This window comes from Bradyrhizobium diazoefficiens, from assembly GCF_016616235.1.
GTDB lineage: Bacteria > Pseudomonadota > Alphaproteobacteria > Rhizobiales > Xanthobacteraceae > Bradyrhizobium > Bradyrhizobium diazoefficiens_H.
The window spans coordinates 4446818-4466815 of the sequence record NZ_CP067100.1; the positions used below are offsets into that span (position 1 = coordinate 4446818).

At 61.8% G+C, this 19998-nt stretch carries 20 protein-coding genes and 1 pseudogene; 12 read left to right on the top strand and 9 right to left on the bottom strand.

Annotated elements, in window-relative coordinates; genetic code table 11:
- Positions 1-209: 209 nt before the first annotated feature.
- Together JJB99_RS21170 and JJB99_RS21175 are read right to left on the bottom strand one after the other, a co-directional pair.
- Positions 210-800 (bottom strand): NADPH-dependent FMN reductase, encoded by a 591-nt coding sequence (locus JJB99_RS21170; RefSeq protein WP_200494262.1) that lies wholly within the window; start codon positions 798-800, stop codon positions 210-212.
- 51 nt (positions 801-851) lie between these two features.
- Positions 852-1799, bottom strand: a pseudogene (locus tag JJB99_RS21175) (helix-turn-helix domain-containing protein).
- Between the two features lie 301 nt (positions 1800-2100).
- Between JJB99_RS21175 and JJB99_RS21180 the strand changes: the two are divergent.
- From JJB99_RS21180 to JJB99_RS21205, 6 genes are all read left to right on the top strand, one after another.
- A complete protein-coding gene (locus JJB99_RS21180) occupies positions 2101-3174 on the top strand; it encodes a DUF2336 domain-containing protein (RefSeq protein ID WP_200494263.1) in 1074 nt (357 codons plus the stop codon).
- Between the two features lie 31 nt (positions 3175-3205).
- A complete protein-coding gene (locus JJB99_RS21185) occupies positions 3206-3532 on the top strand; it encodes a PilZ domain-containing protein (protein ID WP_200494264.1) in 327 nt (108 codons plus the stop codon).
- 56 nt (positions 3533-3588) lie between these two features.
- Entirely contained in the window at positions 3589-4686 is a 1098-nt protein-coding gene (locus tag JJB99_RS21190; protein WP_200494265.1) for an HD-GYP domain-containing protein, read from the top strand.
- A 631-nt stretch (positions 4687-5317) separates the two neighbouring features.
- Complete coding sequence (locus tag JJB99_RS21195) at positions 5318-6280, top strand: alpha/beta hydrolase (RefSeq protein WP_200494266.1); 963 nt, start codon at positions 5318-5320, stop codon at positions 6278-6280.
- Positions 6281-6392: 112 nt separating this feature from the next.
- Positions 6393-6641, top strand: coding sequence for a hypothetical protein (locus tag JJB99_RS21200; protein WP_200494267.1), 249 nt, complete (start codon positions 6393-6395; stop codon positions 6639-6641).
- Between the two features lie 208 nt (positions 6642-6849).
- Complete coding sequence (locus JJB99_RS21205; protein ID WP_283815978.1) at positions 6850-7995, top strand: type II asparaginase; 1146 nt, start codon at positions 6850-6852, stop codon at positions 7993-7995.
- 21 nt (positions 7996-8016) lie between these two features.
- Here JJB99_RS21205 and JJB99_RS21210 read toward each other — a convergent pair whose 3' ends face one another.
- Entirely contained in the window at positions 8017-8892 is an 876-nt protein-coding gene (locus JJB99_RS21210) for an MBL fold metallo-hydrolase (protein WP_200494268.1), read from the bottom strand.
- 70 nt (positions 8893-8962) lie between these two features.
- Complete coding sequence (gene abc-f, locus JJB99_RS21215; protein WP_200494269.1) at positions 8963-10585, bottom strand: ribosomal protection-like ABC-F family protein; 1623 nt, start codon at positions 10583-10585, stop codon at positions 8963-8965.
- Positions 10586-10744: 159 nt separating this feature from the next.
- Between abc-f and JJB99_RS21220 the strand changes: the two genes are divergently transcribed.
- Positions 10745-11689, top strand: coding sequence for a Crp/Fnr family transcriptional regulator (locus tag JJB99_RS21220; protein ID WP_200494270.1), 945 nt, complete (start codon positions 10745-10747; stop codon positions 11687-11689).
- On the opposite strand, the gene JJB99_RS21225 is transcribed toward JJB99_RS21220, so the two are convergent.
- A complete protein-coding gene (locus JJB99_RS21225) occupies positions 11686-12096 on the bottom strand; it encodes a DUF6894 family protein (RefSeq protein WP_200494271.1) in 411 nt (136 codons plus the stop codon). The two genes, JJB99_RS21220 and JJB99_RS21225, sit on opposite strands and share 4 nt — an antisense overlap.
- A gap of 343 nt (positions 12097-12439) precedes the next feature.
- Between JJB99_RS21225 and JJB99_RS21230 the strand changes: the two genes are divergently transcribed.
- The 4 genes from JJB99_RS21230 to JJB99_RS21240 all read left to right on the top strand — a co-directional run bounded on the left by JJB99_RS21230 (position 12440) and on the right by JJB99_RS21240 (position 17284).
- Positions 12440-15583, top strand: a complete 3144-nt coding sequence (locus JJB99_RS21230) for a CheR family methyltransferase (protein WP_200494272.1) — start codon at positions 12440-12442, stop codon at positions 15581-15583.
- A 155-nt stretch (positions 15584-15738) separates the two neighbouring features.
- On the top strand, positions 15739-15942 hold the full coding sequence (locus tag JJB99_RS36280; protein ID WP_246774935.1) for a hypothetical protein: 204 nt from the start codon (positions 15739-15741) through the stop codon (positions 15940-15942).
- Positions 15943-16054: 112 nt separating this feature from the next.
- On the top strand, positions 16055-16285 hold the full coding sequence (locus JJB99_RS21235; protein ID WP_200494273.1) for a DUF6894 family protein: 231 nt from the start codon (positions 16055-16057) through the stop codon (positions 16283-16285).
- A 648-nt stretch (positions 16286-16933) separates the two neighbouring features.
- Positions 16934-17284, top strand: coding sequence for a hypothetical protein (locus JJB99_RS21240; protein WP_200494274.1), 351 nt, complete (start codon positions 16934-16936; stop codon positions 17282-17284).
- A 7-nt stretch (positions 17285-17291) separates the two neighbouring features.
- Here JJB99_RS21240 and JJB99_RS21245 read toward each other — a convergent pair whose 3' ends face one another.
- Positions 17292-17639 carry a hypothetical protein gene (locus JJB99_RS21245; RefSeq protein WP_200494275.1) on the bottom strand — a complete coding sequence of 116 codons (348 nt, stop codon included), beginning with the start codon at positions 17637-17639 and terminating at the stop codon, positions 17292-17294.
- Positions 17640-17902: 263 nt separating this feature from the next.
- On the opposite strand from JJB99_RS21245, the gene JJB99_RS21250 reads away from it, so the two are divergent.
- Positions 17903-18568: a hypothetical protein gene (locus tag JJB99_RS21250; RefSeq protein ID WP_200494276.1), complete on the top strand. Its 666-nt coding sequence runs from the start codon at positions 17903-17905 to the stop codon at positions 18566-18568.
- Between the two features lie 358 nt (positions 18569-18926).
- Here the strand turns inward: JJB99_RS21250 and JJB99_RS21255 are convergent, their stop codons facing one another.
- The 3 genes from JJB99_RS21255 to JJB99_RS21265 form a co-directional block, all read right to left on the bottom strand.
- The gene (locus JJB99_RS21255; RefSeq protein WP_200494277.1) at positions 18927-19253 is read right to left on the bottom strand and encodes a GcrA family cell cycle regulator; all 327 of its coding nucleotides are present in this window, start codon (positions 19251-19253) and stop codon (positions 18927-18929) included.
- A 39-nt stretch (positions 19254-19292) separates the two neighbouring features.
- Positions 19293-19472 carry a hypothetical protein gene (locus JJB99_RS21260; RefSeq protein ID WP_200494278.1) on the bottom strand — a complete coding sequence of 60 codons (180 nt, stop codon included), beginning with the start codon at positions 19470-19472 and terminating at the stop codon, positions 19293-19295.
- A 154-nt stretch (positions 19473-19626) separates the two neighbouring features.
- Positions 19627-19938 (bottom strand): hypothetical protein, encoded by a 312-nt coding sequence (locus tag JJB99_RS21265; protein ID WP_200494279.1) that lies wholly within the window; start codon positions 19936-19938, stop codon positions 19627-19629.
- Positions 19939-19998: the final 60 nt, after the last annotated feature.

Below are 19998 nucleotides of genomic sequence, written 5' to 3' on the forward strand. Positions count from 1 at the left end.
CGCCAAGCGCCTGACTGAGCCATCAAGCGCGGAACTCCGTACACCTCTCCCGTAGGGAGAGGTCGGAGCGCATCGACGATGCGATCCGGGTGAGGGGTTACAGTCCCACCATGGTGCTGCGGCCCCTCACCCGGATTGCTCAGGCGCGCAATTGCGCGCCATAGCAATCCGACCTCTCCCCGCTGGGGAGAGGTGACACGGAGTGCCCCTCAATAAGGCGGCGCCTTCCTTGCCCGCTGCGCCTTGGCCGCCTCGATCCACCACCCGAGATCATCGGCAAAGCGCGGGAACGAGCGTTCCAGCGCCTTGCCGCCCTCGCCGATCGGCTCTCCGTCCGCTGAGAGCGTCTGCGCGATCGGGCCGACGCCAATGGTGCTCGAGATCACCACCATCCCCATCTCCGACAGCGTACCGTGCCAGGCCGTCGAAGCCCGCGCGCCAGACAATCTGCCGGCGGAATAGCTCGCGATCGCGGCCGGCCGCCAGAACCACTCCTCCAGGAAATGATCGGTGAGGTTCTTCAGGCCAGGCTGGATGCCCCAATTATATTCGCCGGTGACGAAGACAAAACCGTCGGCGCCGCGGATCTGGCCGGCCAGCTTCTCCAGCGCCTCGGGCGCGGTGCCCACGGAATATTCCTTGTACATGCGGTCGAGCATCGGCAGGCCAATCGCCTTGGCGTCGATGAACTCGACCTCCTCGCCGCGCCGGCGCAGGCCATCAATGATGAACTTCGCAAGGCGGATACCCATGCGGTCGGAACGGTAGGATCCGTAGAGGACGAGGATGCGGTTGCTCATGGGCGGCAGGCTAGCACGTAATGGCGGGGCGGCCCCAGCCGATTTGCCGCGCTATCGCCTGCGTCCGCGCTCCAGCGTTTCCGATGGGGTCTCACCGAACTGATCGCGGTAGCTTCCGGAGAAATCGCTGAGATGCTAGAAGCCGAACGCCAGGGCGACGGCCTTGACACTGTCGGCGCCTGCGAGCAGCCGCCGGCGTACCAGCCAGAGCCGGCGCAGGCGCAAATAGCGATGCAGGCTCATGCCGCGATAGCGACGGACGACGTCGTGCATGGTGCGGACGGACAGGCCGAGCTTGCGCGCGATCTCCTCGCTGTAGATCGGCTGCGAGAGGTCGTCGGACAGCAGCGCGCGGATGCCCTGGAACAGCTTGAACTGTCGCTCGTCATTGGGGCGCAGGGCCCATCGCGCGGGCACGACGCTTTCGAAGACTCCGTCGACGGCCCCGAGCAGGGACTCCTTCATGGCCGCGGCCTTGAGCGGCACCTCCGCCGCCGCTATGGGCTCGGACGCCGCGGCCAGCACCTCCCGAACCACACTGCGCAACAGGTTCAAGCTTGACGCCGTCGTCTCGAAAATCTTGAAGCTGAGGGCTGCTTGCGGCCAGCCCCGATCCGTTACCTCCGGCCTGAACACCACCGAGGCGATTTGCCGCTGCACTTCCTCGATGGTGGTGTAAGCCGCGCCGCCGCTGCCGATGACGACGACCGGTCGTGCGCGCTGCGAACCATTGAAGCGAATGGGCACGTTGAGGTCGTCCATCGTGAACCCGATCGCCGTACAATTGTCCACGAGCTGCGCGTCGACGACGCGGGGAAACGCGTGCGTTAAATTCACATCGCAGCCGGGCATCGACAGAATGGTCTGCTCGGCCGAAATCCTCCGTACGAAAGGCGTGAATTCGAAGTTCAGGCCGCGAATGGCATTTCGAAACTCATCGACGTCGGAGAAGCGAAATATCTTTGGCGCCAGCAAGGGCACTTTATCACTGTTATTCATGACAAATAAAAACCGCATCGGAAAACGACGCGTCCGGCAATAGCGCCGATCAGATTTCCCCCCTTTCGGTGACCCCGTTGGACCGAAAGAATCATCCTACCTCACTCAATCAGTTGGCGAGCGTCCCGCACAAAGGACAAGCTGCCGCATCAAGCCTCGCCAAATTTCGATATCGTTTCCACGGCGTCGGTGGTGCAGAAATACCCGGGGCGCCAAGATGGAAGTTTCAAATTAACGCCTCTAGGGCGGAATGAAGGCCGTTGCATGAGTGTAAGTTTATTTTTGAGCACAGGCTCCTGCCATGATGGCAAATTCGCCTGCTGATATTCTGGTTGAGCTGCAAGAGGCGGTCAAAACGTGTGCGCCGGATCGTTGCGCGCGCATCCTCTCCGGCATTGTGCAGTTGCTCAATGGCAGCCGCGACCGGTCCCAGGAATTGCTCGCCGGTGTCGTCGACGGCGTTCTGCTGCGATTGACGGAGCGGGTCGAAGCCCGCGCGCTGGCGCAGCTCAGCACCACGCTGGCCGAGCTCAAGGTGGCTCCGCCGGAGACATTGCGGCGTCTCGCCTCACACGATGATCCGGACGTCGCAAGCCCTGTCCTGCTCAAATCACAGGCGCTGTCCGCGGCCGATCTCGCGGAGGTCGCCTCCTCCTGCGGCGAGCGGCACCAGTACGCGATCGCGGCGCGCAACTGCATCGAGCCTGAAGTAACCGAGGCGCTGATCGCGCGCGGCAGCCTGATCTGCCTCGCATTGATCAAGAACCCCGGAGCAAAATTCTCCGAGGCGGCCTATGCCGCGCTGATCGCCAAGGCCGAGCAGGACGGCGAGATCATGAAGGCGCTGGCGCTCCGGCCCGGCACGCCCGACCTGGTCGTGCGGAAACTGCTCTCGGTGCCATCCGCGACGACGGCGCCGGCCAAGCCCAACGCCTCCGCCGCACCGCCCGCGCAAGCCGCCGTGCCGGCTCCGCCCAAGCCGCCCTCCTCGGCCGACTACGCAAGTGCGCGGCCCGAGATCGTCGCGCTCAACCGCGTCGGCAAGCTCAACGATTCCACGGTGAACCGCTTTGCGATCCGCGGCGAGACCGCCAAACTGTTCACGGCGATCTCGGTGCTGTCGGGCGCTCCGATCGAGATCGTCGAGCACGTCATGACCGATGACGACTGCGAAGGCATAGTTATGGCCTGCCGGGCATCGCGGCTGAGCTGGGCGACGACGTTGGCGATCCTGAGCAATCGCGGCGGCACACGGCTGTCCTTCGCCGAGCGCGAACGCGCGCAACACATCTTCGAGACACTTCTTCTGTCGACCAGCCAATGGACGGTGCGCTGGGGGGAAATCGCAGCACGCGCCAAAGCGAACGGTCTGTGAAATCGCGGCGCAACAAATGGGGGAATAGCCAATGAAGTTCGACGGTCGCAAAGCATCTCGCGTGAAAATGGACCACAAGCAGCCGGTCAATCTGATGGGCTCGGACGGCACCTGGCGCCGCAGCTGCGTCCTGCTCGACGTGTCGCAGACGGGCGCCAAGCTCGAGGTCGAGGGCACGCTCGACGTGCTCCAGGCAAAGGAATTCTTCATGCTGCTGTCGTCGACCGGCCTCGCCTACCGGCGCTGCGAGCTGGTCTGGATCGACGGCACCATGGCCGGCGTCCACTTCATTACGGACAATAAGAGAAAACCGGCGAGTGCACAGCCCGCCGCGCAGAACTCCACTCAGAGCAAATAGGCCCGAGAATTCACCCCACCCATTGAACTCCAGTACGGTCAGGTCCAGGTCAGAACGTGCAAAACGCGCGAACCATACACAGCCCTGTGAATCGCGACGACGGCGTCCGGGAGACGGAGACGGCCCGCCCGTTCGTGCATGTGCTGGCCGACACGTCCGACAAGCTGTCGGGCATCTGCTCGATCCTCGAACGGAAATTTACCGTCGCGGGCGAACGGCTCGACGCCGATGCCAAGCTGTCGCAAGTGGAGTTGCGCGACGTCGACAACATCGCGGCCATTAAAAGACGCGCCGGCAAACTGGCGAGGGCGAGGAAGCGGATCTTCCTAGTCGAGCACACCTCCCACGTCGGCATCTCGCAGGCTTACGCACTTGGGGCAACGCACGTCCTTCCCGGCACCATCAACCGGATTCAACTGCTGGCGGTACTGACCGATCCAGCCGACGAGGCGTCCGCCCCGCCAAACGGCACAGCGCAGCCCGATAACGCCGTCGAGACCGCGGCGACCGCGATCGCTTCGATGTTCGCCTGCGCCACCCTCGGCCAGCCGCTCGAGGTCGAGGCTACCAAGGCCGCCGGCCGGAAGATCGCCGACCGCATCACCCAGCATGGCCTGTCCGAATGGCTCACGACGGTACGGCGCCACCATGAGGGAACCTATCAGCACTGCCTGCTGGTGACCGGCGTTACCATCGACTTCGGTCTTAGCCTCGGCCTCGGCCGCCGCGATCTCGAGCGCCTCTGCTCGGCCGCGATGTTCCACGACATCGGTAAGGCCCGGATCCCGCTCGCCATCCTCGAAAAGCCCGGCCGGCTCGATCCGGAGGAGCGCGCCACGATCGAGGCCCATCCGGTCGCGGGCTTCGAATTTCTAAAAGGGCACGAGGGAATTTCGCCGGAGATCCTCGACGCCGTGCGCCATCATCACGAGTATCTCGACGGAAGCGGCTATCCGGATGCGCTCTGCGCTGCGAGCATCAGTGACGTCGTCCGAATCCTCACGATCTCGGACATCTTTGCGGCGCTGATCGAGCGCCGCTCCTACAAGCCGACCATGCCGCGGACGGAAGCCTACAACATTCTATGTGGCATGACTGGTAAGCTGGAGAAGGCGTTGGTCGCCTCATTCAAGCAGGTCGCGCTCACGCGGTGAGCGCGTCGATCTCGTCTTGCGGGCGGGCCTAATGCGTCGCCCGGAATTTCGCGCGCCGCGGCATCGACCGGCAAGCCAGGCCTTCCGCAAGCAGCTTCATATCCTCGCGTCTGCCGCTGCGAATGAGTCTACTGAACTCATCGGGTGTGAAGGGAAGAGTTGGATCCTCATCGATCGGGCGCCGCAATCGCGGACCGAAGAACCATCGAACCAGGCTAGCCAGCCGCCGCATGTCAATTCCCTCGCGCCAGCAACAAACCTTTCAGTCCCGATATTGTTCCTCCTGCACGATCGAGATTGCAAGAGGCCGTGAGGACTCCGCACCAAAAATTTCGGTGAGAGAATAATCTCCTCCGTGAGTCCTTCGTACCGACAGGCAAAATCGACATAGCGCTCGAACTCCGCATCGTGCTGCGACGTCGCACACGATGTCGGAACGCACGGTGTCCTGCAGCGCGTTCCTGAAGCCGCGCACGCTGCAGCGCGACTGCACCAGCGTTTCGAATTTCAGTTCGGACCGCCCCTGCCCGTTTCATCCCGCAGCAGCGCACCGCACCGGCGGTTGCCGATCCGGCGCGCAAATTCTATGCTGGCGGCCAAGCAAGACCAAGAACCCTGGGAGGACCCGCAAATGGCCGCGCCGCTCGATCCCGTCATCGCCCAGATCATTCCGCTGCTGCCGCTGCGCGATCCCACCACGATGACGCCACAGAGCGCTCGCGATTCCTTGCGCGCACTGGCTGCCTCGCGCGCGGCGGTGCCACCGCCGCCCGTGGACACCGTGCAGGATATCAAGGTGAAGGGCGGCGCCGGCCTGCTCGATGCGCGCCTCTACCGGATCGGCAGCAATCCTGCGCCGACCGTGGTGTTCTTCCATGGCGGCGGCTGGGTCGCCGGCGATCTCGAAACCCACGACCGGCAGGCGCGCAATCTCGCGATCGAGACCGGCGCCGTCGTCGTCTCGGTCGACTATCGGCGGCCGCCGGAAACACGCTTTCCCGGCGCGTTCGAGGATGCCTTTGCGGCCGTGCGTGATATCGTCGACCGCATCGCGGAATTTGGCGGCGATGCCAGGCGCCTCGGCGTCGCCGGCGACAGTGCCGGCGGCAATCTCGCCGCCACCACCGCACTCGCCTGCCGCGATGCCGGCATCAACCTCGCCGCGCAGCTGCTGGTCTACCCCGTGACCGACACTGTCGGCGCCTATGCCGATGCGCGCGAGAACGCGCGCTTTCCGTCCCGCAGCGAGAATGCCGAAGGTTTCTTCCTCACGCGCGCCACCATGGAATGGTTTTGCGGCCATTACCTTGCCGATCCCGCTCACGCCGCCGACTGGCGCGTCTCGCCGCTGCGCGCCGCCTCGCTCAAGGGCCTCGCGCCCGCGATCGTCACCACCGCCTGGTTCGATCCGCTGCGCGATGAGGGCGCCGCCTATGCGCGGGCGCTGGAGTCGGCCGGCGTGCCGGTCAGGCATCATGAAGGCCCCGGCCTGATCCATGGCTATTTCGGCATGGGTGACGCCTCCGAGGTAGCGCGGGCCGAGGCGCAGCGCGCACGCGCGGACTTCAAGGCGTTGCTCGCGCGCGGCGTCTGAACCATGGATGAATGCAAGAAGCGGCGATCGACCTCAAGGCGCGCGATCCTGCTTGATTGCGCCACGATTCCGGTTTCCAATCTCCACGCCAATTTTGGTTAGGGAGACACCCATGATGAAGCGGATTTTCCTCGCAGCGATCGTCGCCACCTTTGCAGCGGGCTCGGCGCTCGCCGAAGACACCTGCGAGAGCAAGGCGGTCGGCAAGGACGGCAAGCCGCTGGCTGGCGCTGCCAAGACCTCGTTCCTGAAGAAGTGCAAGGCCGATGCCTGTGCACCCAAGGCCGTCAGCGCCGACGGCAAGCCGCTCGCCGGGGCCGCCAAGAGCAGCTTCATGAAAAAGTGCGAAATGGGCGCGTGACGCCCCGCGCATTTGCGGCTTCTTTGAATTCCCTGCTGCTTTAGCAAGCAATCGCTCTACGAACTGGTCATGCCCGGCTTGTCCCGGGCATCGACGTTCTTGCGTCCGAACAAGGCGTTCTTGTTTCCGAAGAAAAGAGGGAAAAACTTTCGCAACCTCCCCGCGTATCGCAACGCTGGACAGCAAGCCCCGGCTGACGGATCATGGCGTGCTGAGCGAATTGGGGCGCATCGACCAGGCTTTCCAGGAGAAGGACGTCAAGATGTGGCAACTTCGAGTGCGTAATCAGATCATTGCGACAGTGAGCTTGCTCGTTGCGCTGCTCATCAGTTTTGACGTCGCGAATGCAAGGGGGCCCGGTCTGCCCAATGTCATGGTTCTCGCGACCGGCGGCACGATCGCCGGCAGTGGGGCGAGCAGCACGACCGTGGTTGGCTACACCGCAGCCACGGTGGGCATCGAGACCCTCCTGAACGCCGTCCCCGAACTGAAAACGGTGGCCAACGTCAAGGGCGAGCAGGTCTTCCAGATCGCCAGCGAGAACATGAACAATGACTACTGGCTCAAGCTTGCAAAGCGCGTCAACGCGCTGCTCGCTCAGGACGATGTCGACGGGATCGTGATCACGCACGGGACCGATACGATCGAGGAAACCAGCTATTTCCTGAACCTGGTCGTCAAGAGCAAGAAACCCGTCGTCATCGTCGGCGCGATGCGGCCGTCGACGGCGATCAGCGCGGACGGGCCGATCAACCTCTTCAATGCGGTGATCCTGGCAGGCAGCGACGAGGCCGTCGGCAAGGGCGTGCTCGTTGCGCTCAACGATCAGATCAACGCCGCGCGCGACGTTACCAAGACCAACACCTCGACGGCAGACACCTTCCGCACCCCTGAGCTCGGCTTTCTCGGCTACATGCAGGGCAACAAGCCGTATTTCTATCGTCAATCGACGCGCCGGCACACGGCGGACTCCGAATTTGACGTGTCCAACCTCGATACCCTGCCGCAGGTCGATATCGTCTACGGCTACGCCAACATGAACCGGGTCGCGATCGACGCTTTTGTCGCCGCCGGGGCCAAGGGGATCGTGCATGCCGGGGTCGGCGACGGCAGCCTGGCCCGGCCCGCGGTCGAGCCGGCTCTCGACGAGGCCCACAAGAAGGGTGTCGCGATCGTTCGCAGCAGCCGTGTCGGCAACGGCATCGTCGCGCGCAATGGCGAAGCCAAGGACGACGAACACGACTTCATCGTTTCGGATACGCTCAATCCGCAGAAGGCGCGCATCTTGCTGATGCTGGCGCTGACCAAGACGACCGACAGCAAGGAAATCCAGCGGATGTTTTACACGTACTAGAGCGTCCGAAGCGCGGTCGGTCTAGTCCCGTCTGAAGCGATAGTCGAACGCGGTGCCGAGCGGCTTGATCAGCCCGACGGTCGGTGCCGGAAAATGGATCGGCAGGACCAGCGTGTCGGTGTCGGCGACGGAAGCGAAGAACTTCCGCCGCGACACCGCTGACTGCTTTGCATCCCAATCCGGCTTGGCCGACCAGTCCGGCTCGCGGCACTGGATCTGGTGATGCATGAGATCGCCCGCGACCACCGCGCGCTGGCCCTTCGAGAAGATGTTGACGCAGCAATGGCAGGGCGAATGCCCCGGCGTCGGCGTCAGCGTCACGGTATCGTCGAGCGCGTAGTCGTCGTCGACCAGGAGCGCCTGCCCGGCCTCGACGATTGGCAGGCAATTGTCGCGAAACACGGTGCCGGGTGGATTGTTGCCCTTGGCATGCTCCGCCTCCCAGGCCGCATACTCGCCCTTGTGGAAGACGTATTTCGCGTTCGGAAATGTCGGCACCCAGCGGCCGTCGCGCAGGGTCGTATTCCAGCCGGTGTGGTCGATGTGCAAATGCGTGCAGAACACGTAGTCGATCTGCTCGAAGCCGATGCCGAGCGCGAACAGCTCGTTGCGCCAGCGCTCCTTGCCGGGAAAATCGAACGGCGGCGGATGGCCCTTGTCCTCGCCCGTGCAGGTGTCGACCAGGATGGTATAGCGCGGCGTGCGCACCACAAACGTCTGGTAAGTGATCACCATCATGCCGCGCGTAGCGTCGAAGACCTCGGGCTCCATGCTCGGCAAATGCCGGGCGAACACGCCCTCGTCATAGGCCGGGAAGAAATCCTGCGGCCGCCGCCACGGCCCCTCCCGCTCGATCACCGCATCGATGGTGATGTCGCCGATCCGCAGTTGCTTCATAGTTGTGTTCGCTCCCTTTTTTGGGGAGCGTAGCGAGAGGTCTTGACGCGTCAAGGCATGTCGCGGAATGCTAGCTCCGCAGCCCCGGCGCCTCCTGCCCGGTGCGCGCGACGTATTCCGTGTAGCCGCCGCCATATTGGTGGATGCCTTCCGGAGTCAGCTCCAGCACCCGGTTCGACAACGTCGCCAGGAAGTGGCGGTCGTGCGAGACGAACAGCATGGTGCCCTCGAAATCCGCCAGCGCCGTGATCAGCATCTCCTTGGTGGCGAGGTCGAGATGGTTGGTCGGCTCGTCCAGCACCAGGAAATTCGGCGGGTCGAACAGCATCTTGGCCATCACCAGCCGCGCCTTCTCGCCGCCCGACAGCACCCGGCAGCGCTTCTCGACGTCGTCGCCGGAGAAGCCGAAGCAGCCGGCGAGCGCGCGCAAGGACCCCTGCCCCGCGGTCGGAAATTGATCTTCCAGCGACTGGAACACGGTGCGCTCGCCATCGAGCAGATCCATCGCATGCTGGGCAAAATACCCCATCTTGACGCTGCCCCCTAACGCCACGGTGCCCTGGTCGGGCTCGCTCGCACCGGCGACCAGCTTGAGCAGCGTCGACTTGCCGGCGCCGTTGACGCCCATCACGCACCAGCGCTCCCGGCGCCGGATCATGAAATCCAGCCCGTCATAGATGCGCTTGCTGCCGTAACCCTTGTGCACGTTCTTCAGCGCGACCACGTCCTCGCCGGAGCGCGGCGCCGGCGGAAAATCGAACGCGACGGTCTGGCGGCGGCGCGGCGGCTCGACCCGCTCGATCTTGTCGAGCTTCTTCACCCGGCTCTGCACCTGCGCGGCATGCGAGGCGCGCGCCTTGAAGCGCTCGATGAACTTGATCTCCTTGGCGAGCATGGCCTGCTGACGCTCGAACTGCGCCTGCTGCTGCTTCTCGTTCTGCGCGCGCTGCTGCTCGTAGAACTCGTAGTCGCCCGTGTAGGTCGTGAGCGAGCCGCTGTCGATCTCGATAACCTTGGAGATCACGCGGTTGATGAACTCGCGGTCGTGCGAGGTCATCAGCAGCGTGCCCTCATAATCGTGCAGGAATTTCTCCAGCCAGATCAGGCTTTCGAGATCGAGATGGTTGCTCGGCTCGTCGAGCAGCATCACGTCGGGCCGCATCAGGAGAATGCGCGCCAGTGCGACGCGCATCTTCCAGCCGCCGGAGAGTTTGCCGACGTCGCCGTCCATCATCTCCTGGCTGAAGCCGAGACCGGACAGTGCTTCGCGCGCGCGGCCGTCGAGCGCATAGCCGTCGAGCTCTTCGAAAGCGTGCTGCACCTCGCCATAGCGCGCGATGATCTCGTCCATCTGGTCGACCTTGTCGGGGTCGGCCATGGCAGCCTCCAGTTCGCGCAGCTCGGCCGCGACCTCGCTGACGGGACCCGCGCCATTCATCACCTCGGCCACGGCGCTGCGGCCGGACATCTCGCCAACGTCCTGGTTGAAATAGCCGATGGTGATGCCGCGATCGGTCGAGACCTGCCCCTCGTCGGGTAGCTCCTCGCCGGCGATCATCCGGAACAATGTGGTCTTGCCGGCGCCGTTCGGGCCGACAAGGCCGATTTTCTCACCCTTGTTGAGGGCCGCGGAGGCTTCGATGAACAGAATCTGGTGGCCGGCTTGCTTGCTGACGTTGTCGAGGCGGATCATGGGGTCTTTTTGCGGGGATTTTTGCGTTGCAGCGTCATAGGCCATGCGGGACGTGAGGGGAAGCCCGGCCGCGCTGTTAGCTTTCGACCCTCCCGATCAGCGTCGGTCGGTCTTGGAACTCCGGTTCCCTTCGTGCGTTGACCTGCAAAGGCATCGCCATTGCTGCATGGTCTCTCGATCAACAACCGTAAGCCGGAAGAGCTTCGCGCTTTGGCGCGAGACCGGCGCGAACTTGCCATTTCGAAGACCGGTCGCCTCAAAGCCCTCCTGCTAAATGAGGCTAAGCTACTGGAGTTTCACGCAGATCTGAGAATCTGGATGGTCTCGTCCGCGCGCCCCCTTAGCGAATCCGCTCTTCCGTCGCGGCCCGAGACAGGGTTAGTCCCGCTCAGGCATTCGACACTGGGCCGTTTGATGTCTCGAATGGCGCTTTCGGCGGAAGACGAACAGGCGCTCATTTCCGCAGCGCGAGCAAGAACTTTCGAACGCGATGATGTTGTCTTGGCAGAAGGCGGACGATGCGACGCCTTGCACATGCTGTGCGGTGGCGCGGCGCGCGCCAGTCGGACCTTGGAAGGTGGAAATTTGCAGATCGTGTCGGTCTTCCTGCCAGGAGATGCGCTCAATCCGGGAGACGTCCTGCTTGGCCGGTCTCCGACGACGATCAGTGCGCTCACCAGTTCACTCGTTCTATCGATCCCGGCTGACGAGCTGCGGTCGCTGCTCACGCATCGGCCTTCGATCGTTCGTGCGCTGTGGCGGGAGACCGCGCTGCTGGCCTCCATTCAGCGGGAGCGGCTCATCGGCCTCGGACGCAAAGCCGCCGAGGCCCGCTTGGCACATGTCCTCTGTGAATTTGCCTATCGCCTGCAGAAAGATGCCCGCGACGGCGACGCGGTCGAACTCCCCTTGACCCAGGTCGAACTTGCAGACTTGCTCGGTCTCTCACCGGTGCACGTCAATCGCGTGCTGCAACATCTGCGAGGGAGGAGACTGGTCGAGTTCAGCCGCGGCCGCCTCGTGATCTGGAAGAAGAACGATCTCTACGCGTTTGCCGAATTCGATCCTCAGTATCTGCAAACCGAACTGGCCGACGACTCCTAAAATGTGGGCGCAGCCTGCAATCTTGCCAGTCTGGCGCGCATGAGGTCAGCGGCGGATTGAATACTCTCGATCTCCGAGGCAAGCTCGGCCTTCAACCGCTCTGCGCGCGCCATTTGCCGGCGGCAGGACAGAGCAAGCCGCTCGAAATCGCGTTGCACAGCCAAATGCGCAGCTTTCGGCTGCAGCACCTCAGAGAACGGTACAAGCATTAGAAACCGCCGACTGCCGTCCAAAATCTCAACCGAATCCGACTGAGGATTTCCGCGGGCCCGAAGCTTCTCGAAGGACATGTCGAGGGCCGCCGCGCAAGCTTCGAGGTAGGCCGCTTCGAGGGACGGGAAGTGTACCCCCGTATCGTCCGTCTCGATGATGCCGTCAAAAGTGAAGTCGAAGAAGAATAGCGGCATTCGGCCTCTCCTCGTCTGCCCCGGCCGGCTTGTCCGGACCGGCCAGCAATAACGCGGATAACCGGCCATGGCCCCAATTTCTTCGAGCAGCGCACCTTGATCTTCTTTTTGCGCTGAGCACCCCTCGCCAAGCTGAATGCCAGCAATATGGACCTTCCGGCCAGGAACCGGATCGTGGCGCCCGGGGTTCTTGACAAGCCCCGGTATACTGCGAGGGTGCGGAAGTCGCCACCTCGGGGAGTCCGATGCCCACGAAGCACAGCCTAAGCGCGCCCCTGACCGGCGCCCCCCGCGCGTTGGGTCCGCATCAAATCCTGTCGAAGCGAATGCGGGGGTCACGATCGTGACATCCGCTCCCAGGTTTCCGATCATTTGCGTTGGAGCGTCCGCGGGCGGCATCGAAGCATTAGAAGGCTTGTTTCGTGGGCTGCCGCCGCATCCCGGCGTTGCGCTCGTCATCGTAACCCATCTCAGCCCGGACAGGGAAAGCCTCCTGCACGACATTCTTTCCCGCTATACGGATCTCCCCGTGAGCGTCGCCTCGGACGGAATGGAGGTCGAAAACAACCAAGTGTACGTCATGCCGGCTGACGTCGTCATGACGATCGAGGATCGGCACCTTTCGGTCAAGAAGAACAGTAGCCGAAGGGAACGCAAGCCAATCGACATTTTCATGAGTGCGCTCGCAGTCGATGTCGGTGAGCTTGCTGGCGGCATCATTTTGTCCGGCGGAGACGCCGATGGCACTCTGGGCGTCAAGGCAATCAAGGAACGTGGTGGGGTTACATTCGCTCAAGTGGCTGACGGCTACGGTCCGCAGCATGCCGACATGCCTGACGCTGCGATTTCGTCCGGGCTGATCGACTTTGCGCTCCCGGTCGAGGAGATGGGTCCCGAGCTCGTCGAATTTGTTCGAAGCATCGAATTGCTCGAGCGAATGGTCGGTGAAGCTCCGGAAGATGCGGAATATCAAACGATCGGACCGTCGTTGCCGGAAATCTATGGCATCCTGCGTAACCAGATCGGGCACGATTTCAGCGGCTACAAGACCAAGACCTTCGTTCGCCGGGTCCTGCGCCGGATGCAGGTCACGCAGCTCGGCACCATCGAAGCCTATCTCGAACGCCTGAGACAGGAGCCGCAAGAGGTCGGCGCTCTCTTCCGCGACCTGCTGATCAACGTGACCAACTTCTTCCGGGATGAAGACGCATTCCAGGCGCTGGCGACGTCGGTCATCCCCAAGCTGTTCGAGGGCCGAGGCGCGGACGATACCGTACGCATTTGGGTTCCGGGTTGTGCCACAGGCGAGGAGGTGTTCTCGATCGCGATGCTGGCGCGCGAACATATGGACACGCTGTCAGCGCTGCCGCGCGTGCAGATATTCGCCACCGATATCGATGAACGCGCCCTCGCCGTTGCGAGGTCAGCCCGCTATCCGGAAGCTCTGCTGGACAGCGTTTCCCTCGAACGCCGCAAACGGTTCTTCATCGCGGATGGCGGCAGCTTTGTCGTCGCCAAGGATGTGCGCGAACTCTGCATTTTCTCTCCCCACAGCGTCATTCGCGACCCGCCGTTTTCACGCATCGATCTCGTATCCTGCCGCAATCTGCTGATTTATTTCGGCATCGATGTGCAGAACCAGGTCATCCCCACCTTCCATTATGCGCTGCGCCCCGACGGATACCTCTTCCTGGGCACGGCGGAAAACGTCAGCCAATTCACCGAACTTTTCTCGCCGATCGAAAAGCAGCACCGCATTTTTCGTCGACGGGCAGATAGCGCCTCCTCGGTGCGGCTTCCCGTTGTTCTTCACGGCCTTCGCCCAGGGCACGGCGCGGCATCGGTGCCGCGTCGATCGCCTCTGTCAGGGCTCGCGCTGAGACAGGTCGTGGACGAGCAGGTGGTCGAACGCTTTGCTCCGCCCCACGTCGTCGTCAATCACGACGGCGACGTGATCTATTATTCGAGCCGCACAGGCAAGTATCTGGAGGCGCCGGCCGGCGCACCGACACGGCAACTTCTGACCATGGCGCGCAAGGGGCTGCGGCTCGACCTGCGCACGCTGTTTCGCGAGGTCGTGGAGACCGGCCGTGCAGCCAGCCGCAACGGCGTCGCATTGGACATCGACGAAGGCGGCATCCAATTCGTCAATCTTACGATCGAGCCGTTGGGAGAACGGAGCGTCGGCGAGCCGCTTTTTCTGGTGCTGTTCTCCGACCAGGGACCGCTGCTCAGCCGCGAGGACGGTCTCAACCGCGCGCAAACCGGTCATGACGGCGCGGCCGTGCATACCGAGCGGGAGCTGCGCGAAACCCGCGACCGCCTTCAATCCATGATCGAGGAATATGAGACTGCGCTCGAGGAACTGAAGTCTTCGAACGAAGAGCTGGTTTCCGTAAATGAGGAGATGCAGTCGACGAATGAGGAGCTGGAGGCTTCCAAGGAAGAGCTGCAATCGGTCAATGAAGAGCTTCATACCGTCAACGCCGAGCTTAACGGAAAGATCGACGCTCTCGATCGAGCCAACAGCGATCTGCAAAACCTGTTTGAGAGCACAGATGTCGCAACTGTGTTCCTCGACCGGATGCTCGTGATCCGGAGCTTCACGCCGGCCGTAAGCAAGATCTTCAATATTTTGCCGACCGATCGCGGTCGCCCCATCACCGACCTTTCGAGCCGTTTGAGTCTGGAAGGTTTTGCCGATGACATCCGCAAGGTGTTCTCGAGCGGAGAGCCGATCGAGCGCCGCATCGACAGCGACCGAAAGGGTCCCCACTACCTGGTCCGGCTCGCCCCCTATCGAGGCAGCGATCAGAAGACCGAGGGAATCGTCGTTACATTCATCGACGTCACAACCCTGACGCGCTCGGAGGCGAAGCAGCGCATGCTCGTTGCAGAGCTCCAACACCGCACGCGGAACCTGCTCGCAATCGTGCAATCCTTGGCCCAACAAAGTCTTGGAAAAGGAGGGTCGCTGGAAGGATTTTCCGCCCGGCTTGCGGCGCTCGGCCGCGTTCAGAGCCTCGTTGGCGGGACCATGAGCGATCAGATTGACCTCGGCGACATCGTTCGCCTGGAGTTGGAAGCCATGGGCGCCGTCGAGAACAAGATCTCTGTGTCAGGGCCGCCCGTCACTCTAGGCCTCGAGCTCGTCCAGACATTTGCGCTCGCATTACATGAACTCGCGACCAACGCGGTCAAGCATGGCGCTCTCAAGGACGGCCGGGGGCACCTCGATGTGTCGTGGCGTGTTCAGACCAACGGACAGAGTGCACCAGTGCTGCTGCTGGATTGGATCGAGAGCGGAGTTGAAGATCTGCCCGAACCGAACCGAAAGGGCTTCGGAAGAACCTTGATTGAAAAGGCGCTCGCTTTCACACTGCGGGCAAAAGCTCAACTTGATTTCGGCGCTGACGGGGTCACGTGCCACATCGAACTGCCCTTGCCATCGGCAGGTACCGCCGCGAGGCAGGAGCCGGTCGCCTGACCGAGGGCGCACTTCGGGGGGAAGATGCCTGTTCCTGACTCGCTGCATAGCTTGAGTTCCAGAAGTCCCGATTTGATCTAACTTATGTTGAAGACGGAGCTTTTTGCCGCATCTTAAAATCGTGCCTCGTCGGAAGTACTGATCAGGTGCACGCCATGACTCAAAAGCGGCGTCGTTTCAAACAGACAGTCGGTCTCGAGGAGCGTCTGGCAGCCGAAGCGACACGGCTGCGCGAGGAAGCCACTAGGCTCACACCTGGAGCCGCTCGTGACGATCTTCTACGGAAGGCCCACCAATGCGAGACTGGCTCACATATGAGCGAGTGGCTGCGATCCCCCAGGCTTCAACCGCCAGAGTAGATCATGGCAACCTCCCCAGAGCTGTTCTATTTTCTCTCCATCACCGGCCAAGACCAAGCCGTGGCCATCGGTGGCTGAGACGTGCGCTCCCGCCTGCATTGGGAATGCCCTCATGATCCGCTACTACTTCGATATCCGCGACAATTCCGGCCTTTCTGTCGACGAGGAAGGGTTGGAGTTTCGCACCCAGCAAGAGGCTGAAATCGAAGCCGCAAGGTCGCTCGCGGATCTGGCGAAGGAATTCGCTGACATACGGCAAGATGTTTCCGTCGAAGTGCGGACCGACGGTGGGCGCGTGTTTCAGACCGCATTTATTTTCGACAGGAGCGAGATGAAGAATTAGCTCGCGGCTTTATCGATCGACTCCTGTTGTTGATCCAAGGCCGACGCTGGCGGCGGTACGCGGCACAGAGCGCTTTTGGCCCATAGCAGACGTTTGACAGAGAGCCTTACCTTCTGCGGCTTACGGTCACACGGCCGAGCTACGCCTCATACCTGTCAATGCCGAGCTTTCCCCGAGATCGACGCCGCACTTTCCCGATACGTGGGAGTCTTAAACGCTTGCGACTGTTTCTTCCCGACGCCTTTTGCACCTGAGTGCTGAGGTTTCGAAGCTCTGCAAGTTGAGAATTAAGCGACCAGACACGTTCGTGCAGAATGACCATACGGTCACAGACCCGATGACGACTACACATTACTAGCCCCTAGAACTGCAGCTGCCAAAAATGCTGACGTTTGGGCCGGGAAACAAGACTTTCAACGGTAGCATCGTTTCACGTACACGATGTGACATACCTCACACATCCCGCAGAAGCTGTATTCCCCTCCTGGAACGGCGCATTGTTCCGAAGTGGCAGCGGGCGAACTCATCGAAACTCTCCATTTAAATTAATGATTTCAGTTGATTTAAAATGTAATTTAATTTTGACAACGAAACGTTGTAAACCTCCGCTACGCAGCTCCACGGAATCCGCAATCGATGGAGGGGCCTATGGCTGTTCTATTTGGCGATACAAGTGGATCCCTGACTGGAAGGCAGCATGGCGGAAGCCAAACCCTGGTTGGTTCGGACCCGACGAACACGTTGTTCGGGGATGCCGGTTTGAACTTGCTCAACTTCGCAGTCGGCGGTGACGACACATTGGTGACTTCCGGCGCGGGAAGTCTGTTCGGCGATGCGGGCGCTAATATTTCCGATCATGCGCGGGGCGGCGATGATACGTTGTCAGCCCAGGTGCTCGCGTCTGCTGTGACCGTCGGGGAGACTTTCACCCTGAACATGTACGGCGATGCCGGCAGTGATATCTCGGACTGGGCCATTGCCGGCGATGGACACCCTTAATCTCGAATTACCCCAGACCTTTACGCCCGGGGTGAAAGTGAATGCCTACGGCGATGCTGGCCAAACCTTGTCCGATCACGCCCTTGGTGGCGACGACGACTTTCGCGTTTCCGGTGGCGCGCATCAAACCCTCACGGTGTACGGAGACGCCGGTGAAAACCTGATCGGCCGCGCGGCGGGCGGCAACGACACGTTCGTCGGCCACATCGGACCGGATAGTAACGTAGTGTTCTACGGCGATGCCGGCGGTAGCCTTCTCGGGCACACCCGCGGCGGCGATGACAGCTTCGCTGCGAGCGGATCTGAGTACAATAGCTATCTCTATGGTGATGCTGGCGGCGACATGGCCGGCCATGCGGCTGGCGGCAGCGACGATTTTGCGGTCACGGGAGCCAATCCGTTCAATTTCGTCTTTGGCGATGCCGGTGGAAGCATATCCGGCTCCGCCGCCGGCGGGAATGACACGTTCAATGACTCGAGCGACGCGACGCTGGCCGATCGAAATGTCTTCTCCGGCGACGCTGGCGGGAACATGTCCGGTTCTGCCCGCGGCGGGGATGACACGTTCAACAAGACCGGCTTAGGGGGAGCACATTCTATGGCGATGCCGCAGGCGATATGTCTGATCGTGCCGCGGGCGGCAATGACACATTCCAGGCCTCAGGCGCACAACACCAAAATATCTTCTACGGAGACGCCGGCGGCAACATGGGTGATCGGGCCGTTGGCGGCGACGATATCTATATCGGTGGCAACGTATTCCCGCAGCTCGTCAACCAGGCGTTTGGGGACGCGTCGACCATGTCGGGCCACGCGAAAGGCGGTAACGACACGCTGGTAGGTGGCGATGATCCGAATCCGCATCCAGCAGGCAGCTACGAGACCATTCTGGTCGGCGATGCCCAATCCATGTCCGACCACGCTCGCGGCGGCAGCGACAAGATCGTGAGCGGCACCGGAAATGATGACGTCTGGGGAGATGCCCGGATGATGTTTGATTTTGCACAAGGCGGGAACGACACGATCGTATTCAATTTGGAGAACGGCCACGACAGGGTTGAGGATTTCGGGCAGGGTCTCTCGAATTTAGGTATCGACCTCATCGATGTCTCTGCGCTCGGTATCCAGAGCTTCGCCGATCTTACTATCTCGCAATTCGATCCGATAACGCACGAGAGCTTGATTACCTTCAGCCCAGGCAACGATGTCGCTGTCCATAGCGAGGAAGCACTCAGGCCTCAGGACTTTATTTTCGCGCCACATCAGTACGGTTTGTTGACGTGAGCGAAAGGTCCTATTGCCGCTACCGGCGGTGAAGCGCCGGTGCAAAGTTGCTCACGAGATGAGTTCGCAGTGCTGGCGATTGCGCGATGGTTCGCTGCCGCGCGCAGCGTTCAGTTTCAGCACCTTGATCCGTCGTTCGAAAGGGCAACATCCCTCGGATGTGCAACAATGAGCGCTAGAATTCGGTAAATTGTTTGTCGCAGTTCCGCTTCTGGCGCTTAGCGGGACTTCAACACAACACTGGCCGACTGTCAGCTTTTGACCCGAAGCAGACGAGGGCTTGGGAAGGTACACGACAGCCAACCCGTCGAACTGAGCTAGGCACTCACGGGAGCGCAACGAATTTCGTGGTGAGCTCTTAGCCGGTGTTTCTGACCGCCTCAGCCAAGATGGCGTGAAGCTGCTGCTTGCTGAATTCCTTCGGCTGCTGCCTCTCTGCTGTCCTGAACGACACTTTCTGGGCGACTGGACGGGCGCAGGCTGCGGACGACGGCCTCAGCTTCGGGGCCGGCCTTATCTTGGGTCGTGCTGTGGGCGGCTTGTGGCCGCGCTTCAGGCTCAGACGGGTCAGCATGCCGCAGACCGCGTTACGACTGCACCCGAGACGGCGCGCAATCTGCGCCGCGCTCTGTCCTGCGGACCAGAGCTTTTTGAGAAGCGCTATGTCTTTCGCATCCCAGCCCATGGCAGATATTATAGGGCCGACTGCCAGACACGGGCTAGTCTAGTCTTCGTCCGGGTCGCGCACGACCGCCGGTTCGTCAGCATCATCTTCCTCATCGTCGTCTTCCTCATCCTCCTCGTCTTCATCAGGATCCCGGGGCGGCATCGCGGTGCCCATCAGCAGGAGCGGTGTCCAGCCGATCGCTGTGGTGGAAAATGCTTCGGAGGTGTGTTGCTTCATGTCGTTGCTGCTCCTCGAAAAGCACTCGCAGTCGAATATCCCTGACGGGCGGCACGCACATGTCCAGGACGTGATCGTGCAAACGCGAGGGGGACATCCGGTCGACTACAAGAGCAAGGCGGGCCACCCGCCACGCCATCGGTGACGTTTGCCGCTACCTTATGCCTGAAGACCTATCAGCCTCTATGTTCACCAAAACCTCGCCGCTGGTGACTTCGGGAACCCCAAGATCGAGCTCATGTAGACTCGCCTGAACAAATGCCAGTATCTTGGCATTGGCTGCGTTGGCGCTTTCGCGGTCGTCAAATATCATCACGGCGATACCGACACCGTCGCCCGCATCCAGCACATGGTAAGATCTGAATCCCTGCGATTGCCTCAGGATCTCACCGACGCCGCTCTTGGCGCGACGAGCGGCGTCCGCTACCGAACGAACCTTGGCATACTTGCGAATGACCATGTACATGGGGCCACCACGCGCCACGCGCCCCTCTCGCATCAAAGCATATCGGTCCTTGTCGGACTA